Source organism: Superficieibacter sp. 1612_C1 (assembly GCF_015234305.1).
Lineage (GTDB): Bacteria > Pseudomonadota > Gammaproteobacteria > Enterobacterales > Enterobacteriaceae > Superficieibacter.
The window spans coordinates 156,137-173,854 of the sequence record NZ_JADGMI010000005.1 but is presented as its reverse complement, the minus strand read 5'-3'; the positions used below and the strand labels follow the sequence as shown (position 1 = coordinate 173,854).

The window sequence follows — 17,718 nt, the reverse complement described above, 5'->3', positions numbered from 1 at the left end:
GACAATTGATGTCTTGACGACGTATGCATCGCTGCGCAGAATCCCTGCTTCAGAAACCCCGACGGACACATTATGCAAGCACTGCTGGAACACTTTGTCACTCAATCAGCCAGTTACTCATTGATCGCTATCGCGCTGGTCGCCTTTCTCGAATCGCTGGCGCTGGTGGGACTGATCCTGCCGGGTACGGTGATGATGGCCGGTCTGGGCGCGCTGATTGGCAGCGGTGAGGTTAACTTCTGGCAGGCGTGGCTGGCGGGGATTGTCGGCTGCTTGCTGGGCGACTGGATCTCGTTCTGGCTGGGCTGGCGCTTTAAAAAGCCGCTGCACCGCTGGTCGTTTATGAAGAAGAATAAGTCGCTGCTGGATAAAACCGAGCACGCGCTGCATCAGCACAGCATGTTTACCATTCTGGTCGGCCGCTTTGTCGGGCCGACGCGCCCGCTGGTGCCGATGGTCGCCGGAATGCTCGATCTGCCGGTTGCCAAATTTGTGCTGCCGAATATTATCGGCTGCCTGTTCTGGCCGCCGGTCTACTTCCTGCCGGGTATCCTCGCCGGGGCGGCGATTGATATTCCTGCCGATGCGCAGAGCAGCGGCTTTAAGTGGCTGCTGCTGACGGCGGCGCTACTGCTGTGGATTGCCGCCTGGCTGTGCTGGCGCTTATGGCGCAGCGGGAAAAGTGGCCGCGATCGCCTTTCACAACTCCTTCCGCGCGCGCGGCTGATCTGGCTGGCACCGCTGGTCAGCGGTATCGCTGTCGTGGCGTTAATTGCGGCGATTCGTCACCCGTCGATGCCAGTCTATGCGAATATTCTACTCAGGGTCGTGACTGGCAATTCCCAGTAATGAAGAGGCGCTGGCGCGACCGCTCAGTAGTTCAGCGGTTGCGCCATCCCACGCTATTCTGCCATCGGCGATCACCAGCGAGCGCCCGGCGATGCGTGCAGCATCCTCTACGCTGTGCGACACCATCAATAGCGTCAGATGTTGGCGGCGACAGACATCATTGACCAGGCTGAGCATCTCCTGACGCAGCGCCGGGTCAAGCGCGGAAAACGGCTCATCCAGCAGCAGTATCGGCTGTTCACGCACCAAACAGCGCGCCAGCGCGGCCCGCTGGCGCTGCCCGCCAGAGAGTTCCGATGGCAGGCGATCCAGCAGCGATTCAATGCCCATTTGACTGGCAATCAGTTGCAGTTTCTGCCGCTGCGCGTCGTTCAGTTTCAGACCCGGATGCAGCCCGAGTCCAATGTTTTGCCGCACGGTGAGATGGCTGAAAAGATTATTTTCCTGAAACAGCATCGATACCGGACGGCGCGCGGGCGGCGTGTGGGTATGGACCTGGTTTTCAATCAGAATGGTGCCGCTTTGCGGGCTGAGAAAACCGGCGATCAGATTGAGCAGCGTACTTTTCCCCGCGCCGCTCGGCCCCAGCACCGCGACCTGCTCGCCCTGTTTAATAGAGACGGTAAAGCGCATCGGCAGATGCTGATAAAGCCAGATCACATCAGTAAGTTTCAGCATGGCGTCCCGGAAGTTTTTCGATAACGGTAAAAAGCGCAAAGCAAAGCAAGAGCAGCAGTAGAGCGGTCACCGCCCCTTCCTGGCTGCGATAAGAGCCGATTTGCTGATAAAGATAGAAGGGCAGCGTGCGGAAGTCATCATTGCCAAACAGGGCGACAACGCCAAAATCGCCAATCGACAGCACGCAGGCAAACGCCAGCGCCTGTGCCAGCGGACGCTTCAGCGCGCGCAGTTCCAGAACTTTCAGGCGGGTAAAACCCTCCATGCCCAGCGACTGACACAGCATCGTATAGCGGGCGGTGAGATCGCGCATTGGATTTTCCAGCACCTTCAGCGCATAGGGGATCGCCATCAGCGCGTTGGTAAAAATCACGATGCCATCCGCCGATTGCGGCAGTCCCACGCTGTTATTGAGCAACAAAAAGAATCCCGTCGCCAGCACAATACCCGGCATGGCGAGAATTAACATACCGGAAAGCTCCATCGCCTGACCAGCCAGCGGACGCGCCCGGGCGCGAAGTTCGCGGCTGCTCCACAGCAGCATCATGGTCAATATCACGCACAGTACGCCCGCCGCGAGGGCGATACGCAGCGAAGTCCATAGCGCCTGCCACATGGCGGGCTGTTGCAGAACCTCGGGGAGATCGCGGTTAATGCCTTCAACGATCACCGCCAGCAGCGGTGGCAGCAGAAGCAGCAGAGCACAGCCGATCAGCAGTATATCGGCGATCCGGCTGACGCGGCGGTCGTCCGGATCGCGCCAGCCCTTAAGCTGGGTATTGCCCACCGCAATCGCCTTGCTCAGGCGCTGGCTTAAGAGTACCAGACCGAGACAGCAGATCATCTGGATCAGCGCCAGCATCGCCGCGCGGCCGGGATCGTAATCAAAATTAAGCGCCTGGTAGATCGCCAGTTCAATCGTTGTCGCCTGCGGACCGCCGCCGAGCGACAGTACCGTGGCGAAGCTGGCGAAGCAGAGCATAAAAATCAGCGCGGCGACGGGCGGGATCTGCCGACGCAGCCACGGCCACTCCACAAAGCGGAAGAAATCATAGCCGCGCATCCCCAGTTGCGCCGCCAGCTGCCGCTGTTCGCCGGGGATCTGCTCCAGCACCTGAAGCAGCAGGCGCGTCGCCATCGGCAGATTAAAAAAGATATGCGCCAGCAGGATGCCTTGCAGGCCATACGGGGAAAAGGTCCACTCCAGGCCGCAGAGCTGCGCCAGCGACGCCAGCCACCCCTGACGTCCATAGACGCTCAGAATGCCGAATACGCCCACCAGTACCGGCAGGATCAACGTCATCGCGCACAGGCGCAGCAGCATCAACCTGCCCGGAAAGCGGCGGCGGTAGAGTGAACGGGCAAGAAAAATGGCCGGCCCTACCGACAGCAGCGCCGACAAAAACGCCTGCCAGAAGGAGAAGCGCACCACATGCCATAGATAGCTGTCCTCAAGCAGCGTACGCCATGCCGCCTGCGGCGCGCTGGTCCATAGTGCCAGAAATGCGGCCATCGCCACCGCTACCATAAGCGTGGCGGCGGCGAGGCCCGGTATCATCCAGCCGGGAATTAACGGCTGACGGCGCGTTGCCATTCGCTAATCCACTGCGCGCGCTGCTGCGCGACGTCATGCGAGGAAAACTGTAGCGTGGTTTTCGGTTTTGCCAGATCGGCAAACCCTGCCGGCAGCGTAACGTCAGTTACCGGATACATCCAGTTGCCGGTTGGAATGGCATTCTGGAACGCCGGGGAAACCATAAAGGCGAGGAATTTCTTCGCCAGCTCCGGCTGCTTACTGGCCGCCGTGCGGGCCGCGACTTCAACCTGGAGATAGTGACCTTCGGCAAAATCCGCCGCCGCGTACTGCGACTTTTTCTCTTCAATAATGTGGTAGGCCGGGGAGGTGGTATAACTCAGCACCAGATCGCTTTCCCCTTTTAAGAACAGCCCGTAGGCTTCGCTCCAGCCTTTCGTCACGGTAACGGTTTTTGCCGCCAGCTTCTGCCAGGCTTCTGATGTTTTATCGCCGTAGACTTTTTGCATCCACAGCAGCAGACCCAGACCCGGCGTGCTGGTGCGCGGATCTTCATAAATCACTTTCCATTTCTGGTCGCTTTCCACCAGCTCCTTCAGGCTTTTCGGCGGATTTTTCAGCTTGTTTTTGTCATAGACAAACGCGAAGTAGCCGTAGTCGAACGGCACGAAGGTATCATTGTCCCAGCCGCCCGGCACCTTAACCGCGTTGGCTGGCACGTCGCTTTTCGCAAACAGCTTAGTTTGCGTGGCGGCTTCCAGCAGGTTGTTGTCCAGCCCCAGCACCACGTCGGCTTTGCTGTTTTTGCCCTCCATACGCAGGCGGTTGAGCAGCGACACGCCATCTTCCAGCGCCACGAATTTCAGCTCGCAGCCGCAGTCGGCTTCAAAGGCTTTTTTGACCACCGGCCCCGGTCCCCAGTCGGCGGAGAACGAGTCATAGGTGTAGACGGTGAGTACCGGTTTGGCGAAGACAGGCGCGGCGACCAGCGCCAGCAACGGCAGATATTTTTTTAACACTTTGCACCTCAGTAGATGGGTGGCAAAGGATTTTGAGCGGTAGCCTCAAATCCCTTCGCCGGCATTATCCGGATCAGGTTCGACGGGTATTTTCTCAGCTTTCATCAGCACCCCGTTGAGCACGTTGACAGTGTAATAATTTTGTCAGTTTTCGGAAAGCATTATGGCTCCGGCGGCGCAAACCAGGCGGATTTAAAGTCAAACCAGCCGAGGGTATTCATCCGCAGGCCGCGCATACTGCGCTGTCCCTGAAGTACCAGCCAGTGATGGATCAGCGGCACTATATTCTGATTCACCTGGAGCTGCTGGCTCCAGGTTGCCGGGTTTAACTCGCCCCTGCGCCAGCGGCTGGCATCTTCTTCCCAGTCAATCGGAATGCAGTGGCGGATCAGCGGCACGTCATAGAGATAGGCAAACAAGGAGAAATCGAGGGGGAGGGTAAAGTTGGCGCTGTTTAACCAGACGTCGCTGAACGCCTCGCCGCGATGCCACTCTTCATACTCCAGCTCCTGAATTTCCAGCTTTACCTGATGCTCCGCCAGCAGGGCCTTCATAATGCCGCCCATCATCCGGTGTTCAACGTGATCCTGATAATACGTCAGGGTGACGGTTTCCAGACCGGCGGGTTTTTCACAGACGCGGCTCTGCGAGTGATGCCAGCGCGGCAGCAAACCATAGGCCGGGAACCAGGTGCTCTGGTAATGTTCTCCCGCGTGATAGAGCATATTTGCCGGCTGAAAGAGGTGGCTCAGCCACTGGCGCACGGCCGGATTGCTGCCGCGCGGGCTGCGGGCATCAAATAGCAGGTAATAACACCCCTCCTCAAGACGGCTTTCTACCGCTTTTTCACTCTGCGTGGTGCCCTGGAGCGTCAGGCCGCCATTAGGCTCCTCGCCGATTTCCGGGAGCACCCAGACGTTAACTTCATCAATAAGCGCCCGAAAACCAAAATAGTCGTCGAAGGCGTGGATCTTAAGCTGATTCTGGTTGTTACGCCCGACAGCATACGGGCCGGTACCGACAGGCAGGCTCGAGAAATGGCTCATCGTTTCCCATTCCCGCGGCAGGATCATTGCGGAAGTATGCCCCAGAAGCCAGGGCAGCCAGTCATCGGGCTGGGTAAGGTGAATATCTAACGTCCAGGCGGTAGGAGAATGGATGTTGACGATGTGCGAAAAGAGGGGCAGAGGATTAATTCGTTGCAGGGAGGTAATAATATCCTCCATCTCCAGCTCGCGACCGTGATGAAAATGGATCCCGGGGCGCACAAAAAAACGCCAGTGCAGCGGCGTAATTCGCTGCCAGTGGTGGGCAATATCGGCTTCCAGTTCCCCATTTTCCTCATTTACCCGGGTTAAGGCATTAAAGATCTGCCTCGCCATATGGATTTCCGAGCGGCGCAGGGCGGTACCGGGCAGCAGACTTTTCATCGGGCGGTAATAGAGCACGCGCAAAATATGCCGTCCCTGGCGAAAGCTGCGGCCTAAATGGGAGACCAGCATCTGACGTACCGTGGCTTTATCGCCCACCAGTTGCACCAGCTGATCGATCCGATCCTGCTCCAGCAAATCCTCCGCGCGCTGCTGCTGGAGCGCCAGCCCGGTGTAGAGAAACGTCAGGCGTGACCGCTTACCACGCCCGGCTTCCGCCTCCCACGTCAGCCAGCCGCGCGCCTGCATGGTGTTCAGTAGCGTACGCATATGACGACGAGAGCAGCTCAGCAATTCCGCCAGTTCGTTTAGCGTGGTCTCCTGCGACTTCCCGTCACAGCATTGCCACAGGCGGATGAATTGTTGTTGCAGACGGCCAGAAGACATAAAAGGGGAACTCCTGATGAAAACCCAGCAATTTATTTATCCCTATATTAAGCCAATAATCATCAGCGATGAAGCAAGGAGGTGGAATATGCAGAGGTCATTCACCCGTCAGTTTTACCTGCGCTATTTTATTGCAACACAGGGAGTGTCCTGGCTGGCCCGTCAGAGCGCACGGCAGCGACTGAAGTTGCTTGAAGAACTGATGCAGTGGGACGTTACAAATCCTGTCTCTGATTCTGTTCATCCTCAGGAGATAACATTGCCTGAATGATGAACGCATCGCTGACTTGCAGACATCATGTGTGACTGAGTATTGGTGTAATATCACCCGCCAGCAGATTATTTCTGCTGGCTTTTTTCGTTTTCATTTTTGCTTGTGCGCGTAAGGGATATTTCATGCTCTGGGTAATGACGATGGCACGGCGGCTTAATGGTGTGTATGCCGCATTTATGATCGTAGCGTTTATGATGGGCATCGCGGGAGCGTTACAGGCACCCACGCTGAGCCTGTTTTTGAGCCGTGAAGTCGGGGCAGAACCGTTCTGGGTTGGGCTATTTTATACCGTCAACGCCATCGCCGGGATCCTGATCAGTCTGCTGCTGGCAAAGCGTTCCGACAGCCGGGGCGACAGGCGTAAATTAATCATGTTTTGCTGCCTGATGGCGGTGGGCAACGCGCTGCTATTCGCTTTTAACCGCCACTATCTGACGCTGATCACCTGCGGTGTATTGCTCGCCTCGCTGGCGAATACTGCCATGCCGCAGCTTTTCGCGCTGGCACGGGAATATGCCGATAACTCGGCGCGCGAAGTGGTGATGTTCAGCTCGGTCATGCGTGCGCAGCTCTCGCTGGCATGGGTCATCGGCCCGCCGCTGGCCTTTATGCTGGCGCTGAATTATGGCTTTACTACCATGTTCACTGTCGCCGCCGGGATTTTTATCATCAGCCTGGCGCTGATCGCGCTAATGCTGCCTTCCGTCGCAAGGATCGAACAGCCCGCCGATGTGGCGATAACGCAGGTCAGCGGCGGGCAGAATAAGAACGTCCGCATGTTATTTATCGCCTCAACGCTGATGTGGACCTGTAACACCATGTATATTATCGATATGCCGCTGTGGATCAGTCAGGATTTGGGCCTGCCCGATAAGCTGGCGGGTATATTGATGGGCACCGCTGCCGGTCTTGAGATCCCGGCGATGATTATTGCAGGCTATTACGTTAAGCGCTTTGGCAAGCGCAAAATGATGCTCGTCGCCACCGCCGCTGGCGTGCTCTTCTATAGTGGATTGCTCTTCTTCCATAGCCGCGAGGCATTACTCTTTTTGCAGCTTTTCAACGCCGTTTTTATCGGCATCGTGGCGGGTATCGGCATGCTGTGGTTTCAGGATCTGATGCCGGGTCGGGCAGGAGCGGCAACGACGCTCTTTACGAACAGCATTTCGACCGGCGTGATCCTGGCGGGCATGATTCAGGGCGCGCTGGCGCAAAGTTTTGGTCATACGTCAGTCTACTGGGCGATTGCGGCGATCTCGCTACTCACGACAGGCATTACCAGCCGGGTGAAAGAGGGATAAAGGGCGGATATATTTTCTGGAAGGCAACTCGTAAAAACGACACGGCAGGGGTTACAGCAGGCCCCGGCAGGAATAGAGTCAGCGGCGGGTGCTTGAGGCTGTATGCCTTAGGCGCTGGCCGAATGGCATGCAGAGAAAAGCCCCACCCGACTATAAATCGAATGAGGCCACTTTCATGCCTAGACAACATGAGAATAGCCTCTTAACTGCCGGAAGGCAACGACGGAGGCCGGAATGCCGAAACGTAATCTGCTGTATGGATTAATGGTGATTTGCTTCACCGTTCTGATATTTACCTGGATGGTGCGCGACACGCTATGTGAGCTGCACCTGAAACGGGGAAATACAGAGTTCGCGGCGATTTTGGCCTGTGAAGTGAAACGTTAAGAGCTCAGGCGGGGAGCAATCCCCGCCGATTGTGATGTTAAGGCAGCCTCAACGCACCCGTTTTCACGCGAGAATCGACATCATTTCACGCAGCTTGCCGATTTCAATCTGCCCAGGCGCAGAGACCTGACCTGTCGTACCAAAGGTCATCGCAGAGCCAAAGAGGCCACCAGCTACCCGGCTGATACCGCCCATTTTACCCATCGACATGGTGATGACAGGACGCGTGGCATGCTGTTGGTTCATGGTTAATGTCGCCTCCAGCAGTCGCAGTACGTCTTCAGCACACTGCGGCATAACGGCGATTTTAGGCAGGTCGGCACCTAAATCCTGCATCCGGCACAGGCGGTGGATAATCTCTTCTTTGGCCGGGGTTTTCACAAAGTCATGGCTGCTCATAATGACTTTAACCCCTGTCGCATGCGCCGCATCAACGGCCTTCCGAATACGCGTCTCGTCATTAAACAGTTCGATATCAATAATATCGACCAGGCCGCTGCTCGCTGCCAGGTGGTTCAGGGCAAAGTAGGCCTCATCGGACAGTTCGCTTTCTCCGCCCTCTTTTTTACTGCGAAAAGTAAAGATGAGCGGTATCGGGGCTAATGTCTGATGAATAGTCTGTAGCGCCTGCATCACCTTTTCCGGGCTGGCAACATCGGTATAGTGATCGACGCGCCATTCAATAATATCGGCACTCGCCTCGGTCAGGTCCTGCGCTCGCTGCTGTAGTTCTTCCAGAGATTTGCCCACCAGGGGGACGCAAATACGCGTTTCTCCTTCGCGAAAGGTAATATTTTTAACGCTAACCGATTTATCCATTTTATTCTCTGCCATCATCAATCGCCTCTCTGATGCTGACGATAGCCGAAGTCACGTTCAAGCACAAAAACTTAAAAGCAGAAAAATTCTGGAAGGCAACTCGTGAAAACGACACGGCAGGGGTTACAGCGGGCGAGGACAGGGATAGAGTCAGCGGCGGGTGCTTGAGGCTGTATGCCTGAAGCGCTGGCTGAACGGCATGCAGAGAAAAGCCCCACCCGACTATAAATCGAATGAGGCCAGTTTCATGCCCAAACAACATGAGAATAGCCTCTTAACTGCTGTAAAGCAACGACGGAGGCCGGAATGCCGAAACGTAATCTGCTGTATGGATTAATGGTGATGTGCTTCACCATGCTGATATTCACCTGGATAGTGCGAGACACGCTATGTGAGCTGCACCTGAAACGGGGAAATACAGAGTTCACGGCGATTTTGGCCTACGAAGTTAAACGTTAAGAGCTCAGGCGGGGAGTAATCCCCGCCGATTGTGATGTTAAGGCAGCCTCAACGCACCCCTTTTACCCCATAAACGCAGGCTGCTTATTTTCATAGGCGGCAATTGCGTCATCGTGCTGGAGCGTCAGGCCGATGCTGTCCAGACCATTTAACATGCAGTGGCGACGGAATGCATCGAGAGTAAAGCCGTAGGTTTTATCTCCCGCCTTCACTACCTGCGCTTCCAGGTCAACCTCGAAGGTTATCCCCGGATTCGCCTGCACCAGCGTAAACAGTTCGTCGACCTGTTCATCACTCAGCGTGACCGGCAGCAGCTGGTTGTTGAAACTATTGCCATAAAAAATGTCGGCAAAGCTCGGGGCGATCACCACTTTAAAGCCGTAATCGGTCAGCGCCCAGGGGGCGTGCTCGCGCGACGAGCCGCAGCCGAAGTTTTCCCGCGCCAGCAGAATCGAAGCGCCTTTATATTCCGGGAAGTTCAGCACAAATTCAGGGTTGGGCTGTTGACCATTTTCGTCCAGAAAACGCCAGTCGTTAAACAGATGTGCGCCAAAACCGGTGCGGGTGACCTTCTGCAAAAACTGTTTTGGGATAATCGCGTCGGTATCGACGTTTGCGGCATCCAGCGGAACTACCAGGCCAGTATGCTGCGTAAATTTTTCTGCCATGATGTTTTCCTTATTTGATGCTGCGAATATCGGCAAAATGACCGGAAATTGCCGCGGCGGCGGCCATTGCCGGGCTGACCAGATGAGTGCGTCCGCCGCGACCCTGACGTCCTTCGAAGTTACGGTTGCTGGTAGAAGCGCAGCGCTCGCCGGGATTCAGGCGATCATTATTCATTGCCAGGCACATTGAGCAGCCCGGCAGACGCCATTCAAAACCAGCGTCGATAAAAATCTTATCCAGACCTTCCGCTTCCGCCTGTGCTTTCACCGGACCAGAACCCGGCACTACCAGCGCCTGCACGCCAGGAGCGACCTTACGACCGCGGGCGATTTCCGCCGCCGCGCGCAGATCTTCAATACGCGAGTTGGTGCAGGAGCCAATAAACACTTTATCGATCGCCACGTCAGTCAACGGAATGCCCGGCTTCAGTCCCATATAAGCCAGTGCTTTTTCGGCGCTGGCGCGTTCAACCGGATCGTTAAAGGAGGCGGGGTCGGGAATGATCTCGTTGACGGAGATCACCTGGCCGGGGTTGGTGCCCCAGGTCACCTGCGGCGCGATCTCTTCTGCCTGCAACGTAACAACGCTGTCAAAATGCGCGCCGTCATCGGTGTTCAGGGTTTTCCAGTACGCTACCGCGTCGTCAAAATCCTTACCCTTCGGCGCGTGCAGACGGCCTTTGACATAATTAAAGGTGGTCTCATCCGGCGCAACCAGGCCCGCTTTGGCCCCCATCTCAATCGCCATATTGCACAGGGTCATGCGACCTTCCATGCTCAGGGCGCGAATAGCATCGCCACAGAATTCGACAACGTGACCGGTGCCACCCGCGCTGCCAGTTTTGCCAATGATCGCCAGCACGATGTCCTTGGCGGTAATACCCGGTGCGGCGGTGCCCTGAACCTCAATTTTCATGGTTTTTGCGCGGCCCTGTTTCAGGGTCTGCGTTGCCAGAACGTGCTCCACTTCTGACGTGCCGATGCCAAAGGCCAGTGCGCCAAATGCGCCGTGAGTGGCGGTATGGGAATCGCCACAAACGATAGTCATACCTGGCAGCGTTACGCCTTGTTCCGGCCCCATCACGTGAACAATGCCCTGATAAGGATGGTTCAAATCGTACAGTTCAACGCCAAATTCGTTGCAGTTTTTGATCAGTTCCTGCATCTGAATACGGGCCATTTCGCCCGAGGCGTTGATATCTTTGGTTTGCGTCGAGACGTTGTGGTCCATCGTCGCAAAGGTTTTACCTGGCTGACGCACCGGACGACCATGAGCACGCAGGCCATCAAATGCCTGCGGCGAGGTCACTTCATGCACCAGATGACGGTCAATGTACAGCAGCGGGGTTTCGTCTGGCGCTTCATACACCACATGGGCGTCAAACAATTTTTCATACAGCGTCTTAGCCATGATCACACCCCTTCAGCCACATAGCGGGCGATGACGTCACCCATTTCATCAGTACCCACAGCCGCCGCGCCGTGGGCTAAATCCCCGGTACGGATGCCTTCTTCCAGCGCGCGATTGATCGCCGCCTCAATAGCGCTTGCCGCATCGTCGGCGTCCAGGCTGTAGCGCAGCAGCAGCGCCAGCGACAGGATCTGCGCGATAGGGTTGGCGATATTTTTCCCGGCAATGTCCGGCGCGGAGCCGCCAGCCGGTTCATACAGGCCAAAGCCTTCTTCATTCAGACTGGCGGAGGGCAGCATTCCCATCGAGCCAGTGATCATCGCGCATTCGTCAGAGAGAATGTCGCCAAACAGGTTGGAGCACAGCAGCACGTCAAACTGGGACGGATCTTTAATCAGCTGCATGGTCGCATTGTCGATGTACATGTGCGCCAGTTCAACGTCCGGATAGTCGCCGGCGATTTCATTAACGATTTCGCGCCACAGGATAGATGACTGCAATACGTTGGCTTTATCGATTGACGTGACTTTATGGCGGCGCTTGCGGGCAGACTCAAAAGCGATCCGCGCAATGCGTTCGATTTCGAAGCGGTGATAAACCTCGGTATCAAATGCTTTTTCATGCTGACCGCTGCCTTCGCGGCCTTTCGGCTGACCGAAGTAAATGCCGCCGGTCAGTTCGCGCACGCACAGAATATCAAAGCCGTTGGCGGCGATGTCTGCGCGCAGCGGACAAAACGCTTCCAGTCCCTGATACAGCTTAGCCGGGCGCAGGTTGCTGAACAGTTTGAAATGCTTACGCAGCGGCAGCAGTGCGCCGCGCTCCGGCTGCTGTGCAGGCGGTAAATGTTCCCATTGCGGGCCGCCAACGGAGCCGAATAACACCGCGTCGGCCTGCTCGCAGCCGGCGACGGTGGCCTGCGGCAGCGGGTTGCCGTGACGGTCAATCGCAATACCGCCGACATCATAGTGGCTGGTGGTAATGCGCAGGTCAAAACGGTTGCGGATCGCATCCAGTACTTTCAGGGCTTGCGCCATCACTTCCGGGCCAATGCCATCACCCGGCAAAACGGCAATATGGTAGTTCTTCGACATTACACGGTTTCCTTGTTGTTCTCTTTATTTTGCGCTTTACGCTGTAACTCTTTTTCCACTTCGGCGGCACGCCAGATATTGTTCAGGACGTGTACCATCGCTTTTGCCGACGATTCAATGATGTCGGTGGTCAGGCCGACGCCGTGGAAGCGGCGACCGTTATAGTTAGCCACGATATCCACCTGACCCAGCGCGTCTTTGCCGTGGCCTTTTGCGGTCAGGCTATATTTCACCAGTTCGATGTCATAGCCGGTAATGCGGTTAATCGCCTGATAGACAGCATCTACCGGGCCATTGCCGTTGGCCGCTTCCGCTTTGACTTCGTCACCGCAGCCTAATTTCACGGCGGCGGTGGCAATATCCGCAGAGCCGGACTGCACGCTAAAGAAGTCCAGACGGAAGTGCTCAGGCTCTTCCTGCTGTTTGTTAATGAAGGCCAGCGCTTCCAGATCGTAGTCGAACACCTGACCTTTTTTATCCGCCAGCTTCAGGAAGGCGTCGTACAGGTTATCCAGGTTGTAATCGCTTTCCTGATAGCCCATCTCATCCATCCGATGTTTAACGGCGGCACGTCCCGAGCGGGAGGTCAGGTTCAGTTGCACCTGGTTCAGGCCGATGGATTCCGGGGTCATGATTTCGTAGTTAGAACGGTTCTTCAGCACGCCGTCCTGGTGAATACCGGAGGAGTGGGCGAAGGCACCGGTGCCGACAATCGCTTTGTTTGCCGGGATCGGCATATTGCAGATTTGGCTAACCATCTGGCTGGTGCGCCAGATTTCCTGGTGATTGATGCGCGTCTGTACGTTCAGAATGTCCTGGCGAACTTTAATCGCCATGATCACTTCTTCCAGTGAGCAGTTGCCCGCGCGCTCGCCGATGCCGTTCATTGCGCCTTCAACCTGACGTGCACCGGCATGTACCGCCGCCAGCGCATTGCCGACGCCCAGACCCAGATCGTCATGGGTATGGACGGAGATGATCGCTTTATCGATATTCGGCACACGCTCGTACAGACCCTGAATAATGCCGCCAAATTCAAACGGCATGGTGTAGCCAACGGTATCGGGAATATTGATAGTCTTCGCGCCAGCGTCGATCGCCGCTTCCACGACGCGGGCCAGATCGGCAATCGGCGTGCGGCCGGCATCTTCACAGGAGAATTCGACATCGTCGGTGTAATTGCGTGCGCGCTTCACCATATACACCGCGCGTTCAATCACCTCGTCCAGGGTGCTGCGCAGCTTGGTGGCGATATGCATTGGCGAGGTGGCAATAAAAGTATGGATCCGGAATGCTTCAGCGACCTTCAGCGACTCAGCCGCCACGTCAATGTCCTTCTCCACACAACGTGCCAGCGCACAAACGCGGCTATTTTTCACCTGGCGTGCGATGGTTTGCACCGATTCAAAATCGCCAGGCGAGGAGACCGGGAAGCCCACTTCCATTACGTCAACGCCCATACGCTCAAGGGCCAGCGCAATCTGTAACTTCTCTTTCACACTCAGACTTGCCTGTAACGCCTGTTCACCGTCGCGTAAGGTGGTATCGAAAATAATGACTTGCTGGCTCATGGTTTAGGTCCTTGTTGTCTGTCCGGGGCGCTTTGCTACGAGCATAAAAAAACCCGCGCAATGGCGCGGGTTCTTATCTTACTGAAGAGGCTTAATGTTGATTGCCGCCCGCCAGTCTACCGCGCAGATGAGTTGCGTTTAGTAGTAGTAGACCGGTGAAGCGAGTAGTGAAAATCATTTAAGCCATGCTCCAGATGAATACGATATACCTTTAGTGGTACTGGATAGCCAGGACGATGTCAACCCTTATGGCCGAAAATGGACATCATTCCGCGTTATCGCTAATGCATTCTTTAGCTAATTGTGCTGGAAAAAGGGTGTCCTGAGAGATAACCAGGCTGCCGCTGGCCGCCAATAAAATCGCAGATGCAACATTGATAACAATATTTGCAATTTGATAATTTTTGATATTTTTTTATTTTCTTGATTTTGCTGTGATTTGCTAATGCTGATGGGTTTTTTTAACGAATCAGGGACTTTTTTGATAATGTAATGTGAAATAAAAGTATGAAAATATCGAACACGTAAGTATAACTTAAAATGTAATTAACCAGATGGCTGATTGTGTATTGATGGTATTTATGATTAAACTATATTCATCAAGTAATGGTTATGCTTTGGATAAATATTTAGCGTTTCTGGCCTGATTTTTATCTCCATTTCCATCATGCAAACCTTTATATATTCCTAAAAATCAATATTTCTCTTTTGCTAATTCTATATGCATGGTAAATCATATTAACAGGATTTATCGCTGCGTAATGGCAAAGGGAACTAGTGTGACAGTGGAGTTAAATATGCAGGCTGAAAAAATGGAACATCCTCAAACCCGCGAAGAGATTAAGCCACAGCTTCGTATGGTCGATCTCAACCTTCTCACTGTATTTGATGCAGTTATGCAGGAGCAAAATATCACGCGGGCTGCACATACATTGGGTATGTCCCAGCCGGCGGTCAGTAATGCGGTGGCGCGCCTTAAAGTGATGTTTAATGATGAGCTTTTTGTGCGTTACGGGCGTGGTATTCAGCCAACCGCAAGAGCTTTCCAGCTTTTTGGGTCCGTGCGTCAGGCACTGCAACTGGTGCAAAATGAGCTGCCTGGCTCCGGTTTTGAACCTGTTAGCAGTGAGCGAGTTTTCAATCTTTGCGTTTGTAGCCCGCTCGATAACTATCTGACATCAATCATTTACAATAAAGTTGAAGAGATCGCACCAAACATTCATTTAGTCTTTAAATCTTCACTGAATCAAAATACCGAGCATCAGCTGCGTTATCAGGAAACGGAATTTGTTATCGGTTATGAAGATTTCCGCCGTCCGGAGTTTTCCTGCGTCCCCTTATTTAAAGATGAAATGGTGCTGGTGGCCAGTAAAGCGCATCCGCGTTTGAAAGGACCGCTGCTGGAAAGCGATATTTATCGTGAAGAACATGCGGTGGTTGCCCTGGACCGTTTTGCCTCTTTTAGTGCGCCGTGGTATGACACGCCGGAAAAACAGTCCTCTATTGCGTATCAGGGAATGGCGTTAATTAGCGTGCTGAACGTTATTTCTAAAACGGACCTCGTTTGTATTGCCCCGCGCTGGCTGGCAGAAGAGTTTGCCGGCAAGCTGGAGCTGCAAATACAGCCGCTGCCTCTGAAACTGAACAGCCGCACCTGCTACCTCTCATGGCATGAAGCCGCAGGCCGCGATAAAGGCCATCAGTGGATGGAAGAGCTGTTAATTTCCGTCTGCCGCCGTTAATCCCCACGCCTGAAATAAACCGGACGCACATGTCCGGTTTATTCTTTTTATCGTAGTTTTTTTAGAATATTACTCTGTTAGCACATGTTGCACTGCGCTGACCGAAGGCAAAAAATGGAGGATTTCCTGTATTTTTGTTGATCCGCCGAGTAAAGCACATTCCCTTTTCTCATTATCCGAGCTTTACACCGTTTTTCCCCTGATTCGTGTTATTTCCTCTTTTCATACCTCATATTGCCACCTGCTAATTCATTGCCTGCCTCATATCAAGCGGTTATGTTAGAGAAACGTAAAAGTACTGAGTGAGCACTGGCGTTCTCAGGGAAATGAATTCCGCCATTGATTAAAAACAAAAGCCTGGAGGCAAACCATGGAGATGTTGTCAGGAGCCGAGATGGTCGTCCGATCGCTTATCGATCAGGGCGTAAAGCAGGTATTCGGCTATCCCGGAGGCGCGGTCCTCGATATCTATGATGCCCTGCATACGGTGGGGGGTATCGATCATGTTCTGGTACGCCACGAACAGGCGGCGGTGCATATGGCTGACGGCCTGGCCCGCGCGACCGGAGAGGTGGGGGTTGTGCTGGTGACTTCAGGTCCTGGCGCGACCAATGCGATTACCGGCATTGCCACCGCCTACATGGACTCCATTCCGCTGGTGATCCTCTCCGGACAGGTAGCCTCGTCGCTGATTGGCTACGATGCTTTCCAGGAGTGTGACATGGTGGGGATCTCCCGCCCGGTGGTGAAGCACAGCTTTCTGGTCAAGCACACGGAAGATATTCCGGGCGTGCTGAAAAAAGCGTTCTGGCTGGCGGCAAGCGGTCGTCCCGGCCCGGTAGTGGTTGACCTGCCGAAAGATATCCTGAATGTCGCCAATAAACTGCCTTATGTCTGGCCGGAGTCGGTCAGCATGCGCTCCTACAACCCCACGACGTCCGGACATAAAGGGCAGATCAAGCGCGCGCTGCAAACCCTGATCGCCGCGAAAAAACCGGTGGTCTACGTGGGTGGCGGGGCGATCAATGCCGAATGCCATGATCAGCTGCGCATGTTGATTGAGAAACTCAATCTGCCGGTGGTCTCTTCGCTGATGGGGCTGGGCGCGTTTCCTGCCACGCATCGTCAGGCGCTGGGCATGCTGGGCATGCACGGCACCTACGAAGCCAATATGACAATGCATCATTCGGACGTGATTTTCGCCGTCGGGGTTCGCTTCGATGACCGGACGACCAATAATCTGGCGAAATACTGCCCTGACGCTACCGTGTTGCATATTGATATCGATCCGACCTCTATTTCAAAAACCGTGGCGGCCGATGTGCCCATTGTCGGCGATGCCCGCCGGGTGCTGGAACAGATGCTCGAACTGCTGGATCAGGAGAACGCCGCTCAGCCGCTGGATGAAATCCGCGACTGGTGGCAGCACATTGAGCAGTGGCGCGCCCGTCAGTGCCTGAAATACGACACGCAGAGCGAGAACATTAAACCGCAGGCGGTGATCGAGACAATCTGGCGTCTGACAAAAGGGGAAGCGTATGTCACCTCCGATGTCGGTCAGCACCAGATGTTCGCCGCGCTCTATTATCCATTCGATAAACCGCGCCGCTGGATCAACTCCGGCGGCCTCGGCACCATGGGCTTTGGCCTGCCAGCGGCGCTCGGCGTGAAAATGGCGCTGCCGGATGAAACGGTGGTCTGCGTGACCGGCGACGGCAGCATCCAGATGAACATTCAGGAGCTTTCAACCGCGCTGCAATACGATCTGCCGGTGCTGGTGCTCAACCTCAACAACCGTTACCTCGGCATGGTGAAGCAGTGGCAGGACATGATCTATTCGGGTCGCCACTCGCACTCTTATATGCAGTCGCTGCCGGATTTCGTCCGCCTGGCAGAAGCCTATGGACACGTCGGTATTCAGATTAACCATCCGCATGAGCTGGAAGCGAAGCTTGCGGAGGCGCTGGAACAGGTGCGCAATCAACGGCTGGTGTTCGTCGACGTGACCGTTGATGGCAGTGAGCACGTTTACCCGATGCAGATCCGCGGCGGGGGAATGGACGAGATGTGGCTGAGCAAAACGGAGAGGACCTGA

The 17,718-nt window shown here is 55.0% G+C and carries 17 protein-coding genes and 1 riboswitch; of the genes, 7 read left to right on the top strand and 10 right to left on the bottom strand.

From position 1 onward, the window contains the following. Nucleotides 1–72: 72 nt before the first annotated feature. Nucleotides 73–849 carry a DedA family protein gene (locus INT84_RS17605; protein ID WP_194207836.1) on the top strand — a complete coding sequence of 259 codons (777 nt, stop codon included), beginning with the start codon at nt 73–75 and terminating at the stop codon, nt 847–849. On the opposite strand, the gene thiQ is transcribed toward INT84_RS17605, so the two are convergent. From thiQ to sgrR, 4 genes are all read right to left on the bottom strand, one after another. Continuing rightward, nucleotides 817–1,527, bottom strand: coding sequence for a thiamine ABC transporter ATP-binding protein ThiQ (gene thiQ, locus INT84_RS17600; protein ID WP_194207835.1), 711 nt, complete (start codon nt 1,525–1,527; stop codon nt 817–819). The genes INT84_RS17605 and thiQ overlap by 33 nt on opposite strands. Further along, nucleotides 1,511–3,121, bottom strand: coding sequence for a thiamine/thiamine pyrophosphate ABC transporter permease ThiP (gene thiP / locus INT84_RS17595; protein ID WP_194207834.1), 1,611 nt, complete (start codon nt 3,119–3,121; stop codon nt 1,511–1,513). Before thiP ends, thiQ begins: the two co-directional genes overlap by 17 nt. Then, a complete protein-coding gene (gene thiB, locus INT84_RS17590) occupies nt 3,097–4,080 on the bottom strand; it encodes a thiamine ABC transporter substrate binding subunit (protein ID WP_194207833.1) in 984 nt (327 codons plus the stop codon). Before thiB ends, thiP begins: the two co-directional genes overlap by 25 nt. A gap of 32 nt (nt 4,081–4,112) precedes the next feature. Further along, nucleotides 4,113–4,205: riboswitch (TPP riboswitch) on the bottom strand. A gap of 36 nt (nt 4,206–4,241) precedes the next feature. Further along, nucleotides 4,242–5,897: an HTH-type transcriptional regulator SgrR gene (sgrR, locus tag INT84_RS17585; protein WP_194207832.1), complete on the bottom strand. Its 1,656-nt coding sequence runs from the start codon at nt 5,895–5,897 to the stop codon at nt 4,242–4,244. An 88-nt stretch (nt 5,898–5,985) separates the two neighbouring features. On the opposite strand from sgrR, the gene sgrT reads away from it, so the two are divergent. The 3 genes from sgrT to INT84_RS17570 all read left to right on the top strand — a co-directional run bounded on the left by sgrT (nt 5,986) and on the right by INT84_RS17570 (nt 7,859). Next, nucleotides 5,986–6,168, top strand: a complete 183-nt coding sequence (gene sgrT, locus INT84_RS17580) for a glucose uptake inhibitor SgrT (protein ID WP_194208079.1) — start codon at nt 5,986–5,988, stop codon at nt 6,166–6,168. Between the two features lie 125 nt (nt 6,169–6,293). Then, nucleotides 6,294–7,472 carry a sugar efflux transporter gene (locus tag INT84_RS17575; protein ID WP_194207831.1) on the top strand — a complete coding sequence of 393 codons (1,179 nt, stop codon included), beginning with the start codon at nt 6,294–6,296 and terminating at the stop codon, nt 7,470–7,472. Between the two features lie 234 nt (nt 7,473–7,706). Further along, complete coding sequence (locus tag INT84_RS17570; protein WP_194207830.1) at nt 7,707–7,859, top strand: Hok/Gef family protein; 153 nt, start codon at nt 7,707–7,709, stop codon at nt 7,857–7,859. Between the two features lie 63 nt (nt 7,860–7,922). Here the strand turns inward: INT84_RS17570 and aroD are convergent, their stop codons facing one another. Next, complete coding sequence (aroD, locus tag INT84_RS17565) at nt 7,923–8,678, bottom strand: type I 3-dehydroquinate dehydratase (RefSeq protein ID WP_194207829.1); 756 nt, start codon at nt 8,676–8,678, stop codon at nt 7,923–7,925. Between the two features lie 306 nt (nt 8,679–8,984). On the opposite strand from aroD, the gene INT84_RS17560 reads away from it, so the two are divergent. Next, complete coding sequence (locus INT84_RS17560; RefSeq protein ID WP_176918317.1) at nt 8,985–9,137, top strand: Hok/Gef family protein; 153 nt, start codon at nt 8,985–8,987, stop codon at nt 9,135–9,137. Nucleotides 9,138–9,199: 62 nt separating this feature from the next. Here the strand turns inward: INT84_RS17560 and leuD are convergent, their stop codons facing one another. The 5 genes from leuD to leuL form a co-directional block, all read right to left on the bottom strand. Then, nucleotides 9,200–9,805, bottom strand: a complete 606-nt coding sequence (gene leuD, locus INT84_RS17555) for a 3-isopropylmalate dehydratase small subunit (protein ID WP_176918316.1) — start codon at nt 9,803–9,805, stop codon at nt 9,200–9,202. Between the two features lie 10 nt (nt 9,806–9,815). Then, entirely contained in the window at nt 9,816–11,216 is a 1,401-nt protein-coding gene (gene leuC / locus INT84_RS17550) for a 3-isopropylmalate dehydratase large subunit (protein WP_194207828.1), read from the bottom strand. Nucleotides 11,217–11,218: 2 nt separating this feature from the next. Then, the gene (gene leuB, locus INT84_RS17545; protein ID WP_176918314.1) at nt 11,219–12,310 is read right to left on the bottom strand and encodes a 3-isopropylmalate dehydrogenase; all 1,092 of its coding nucleotides are present in this window, start codon (nt 12,308–12,310) and stop codon (nt 11,219–11,221) included. Next, nucleotides 12,310–13,881 carry a 2-isopropylmalate synthase gene (leuA, locus tag INT84_RS17540; RefSeq protein ID WP_194207827.1) on the bottom strand — a complete coding sequence of 524 codons (1,572 nt, stop codon included), beginning with the start codon at nt 13,879–13,881 and terminating at the stop codon, nt 12,310–12,312. The genes leuB and leuA overlap by 1 nt, the downstream gene beginning before the upstream one ends. Nucleotides 13,882–13,972: 91 nt before the next feature. Further along, complete coding sequence (leuL, locus tag INT84_RS24450; RefSeq protein WP_194208078.1) at nt 13,973–14,059, bottom strand: leu operon leader peptide; 87 nt, start codon at nt 14,057–14,059, stop codon at nt 13,973–13,975. A 619-nt stretch (nt 14,060–14,678) separates the two neighbouring features. On the opposite strand from leuL, the gene leuO reads away from it, so the two are divergent. Together leuO and ilvI are read left to right on the top strand one after the other, a co-directional pair. After that, nucleotides 14,679–15,623: a transcriptional regulator LeuO gene (leuO, locus tag INT84_RS17530; protein WP_176918027.1), complete on the top strand. Its 945-nt coding sequence runs from the start codon at nt 14,679–14,681 to the stop codon at nt 15,621–15,623. A gap of 370 nt (nt 15,624–15,993) precedes the next feature. Further along, on the top strand, nt 15,994–17,718 hold the full coding sequence (gene ilvI, locus INT84_RS17525) for an acetolactate synthase 3 large subunit (protein WP_194207826.1): 1,725 nt from the start codon (nt 15,994–15,996) through the stop codon (nt 17,716–17,718).

Bases quoted from the DNA above. Each gene is read 5' to 3' on its own strand.
- INT84_RS17605 (WP_194207836.1), top strand. From the start codon at position 73: ATGCAAGCACTGCTGGAACACTTTGTCACTCAATCAGCCAGTTACTCA.
- thiQ (WP_194207835.1), bottom strand. From the start codon at position 1,527: ATGCTGAAACTTACTGATGTGATCTGGCTTTATCAGCATCTGCCGATG.
- thiP (WP_194207834.1), bottom strand. From the start codon at position 3,121: ATGGCAACGCGCCGTCAGCCGTTAATTCCCGGCTGGATGATACCGGGC.
- sgrR (WP_194207832.1), bottom strand. From the start codon at position 5,897: ATGTCTTCTGGCCGTCTGCAACAACAATTCATCCGCCTGTGGCAATGC.
- sgrT (WP_194208079.1), top strand. From the start codon at position 5,986: ATGCAGAGGTCATTCACCCGTCAGTTTTACCTGCGCTATTTTATTGCA.
- INT84_RS17575 (WP_194207831.1), top strand. From the start codon at position 6,294: ATGCTCTGGGTAATGACGATGGCACGGCGGCTTAATGGTGTGTATGCC.
- INT84_RS17570 (WP_194207830.1), top strand. From the start codon at position 7,707: ATGCCGAAACGTAATCTGCTGTATGGATTAATGGTGATTTGCTTCACC.
- aroD (WP_194207829.1), bottom strand. From the start codon at position 8,678: ATGGATAAATCGGTTAGCGTTAAAAATATTACCTTTCGCGAAGGAGAA.
- INT84_RS17560 (WP_176918317.1), top strand. From the start codon at position 8,985: ATGCCGAAACGTAATCTGCTGTATGGATTAATGGTGATGTGCTTCACC.
- leuD (WP_176918316.1), bottom strand. From the start codon at position 9,805: ATGGCAGAAAAATTTACGCAGCATACTGGCCTGGTAGTTCCGCTGGAT.
- leuC (WP_194207828.1), bottom strand. From the start codon at position 11,216: ATGGCTAAGACGCTGTATGAAAAATTGTTTGACGCCCATGTGGTGTAT.
- leuB (WP_176918314.1), bottom strand. From the start codon at position 12,310: ATGTCGAAGAACTACCATATTGCCGTTTTGCCGGGTGATGGCATTGGC.
- leuA (WP_194207827.1), bottom strand. From the start codon at position 13,881: ATGAGCCAGCAAGTCATTATTTTCGATACCACCTTACGCGACGGTGAA.
- leuL (WP_194208078.1), bottom strand. From the start codon at position 14,059: ATGATTTTCACTACTCGCTTCACCGGTCTACTACTACTAAACGCAACT.
- leuO (WP_176918027.1), top strand. From the start codon at position 14,679: ATGCAGGCTGAAAAAATGGAACATCCTCAAACCCGCGAAGAGATTAAG.
- ilvI (WP_194207826.1), top strand. From the start codon at position 15,994: ATGGAGATGTTGTCAGGAGCCGAGATGGTCGTCCGATCGCTTATCGAT.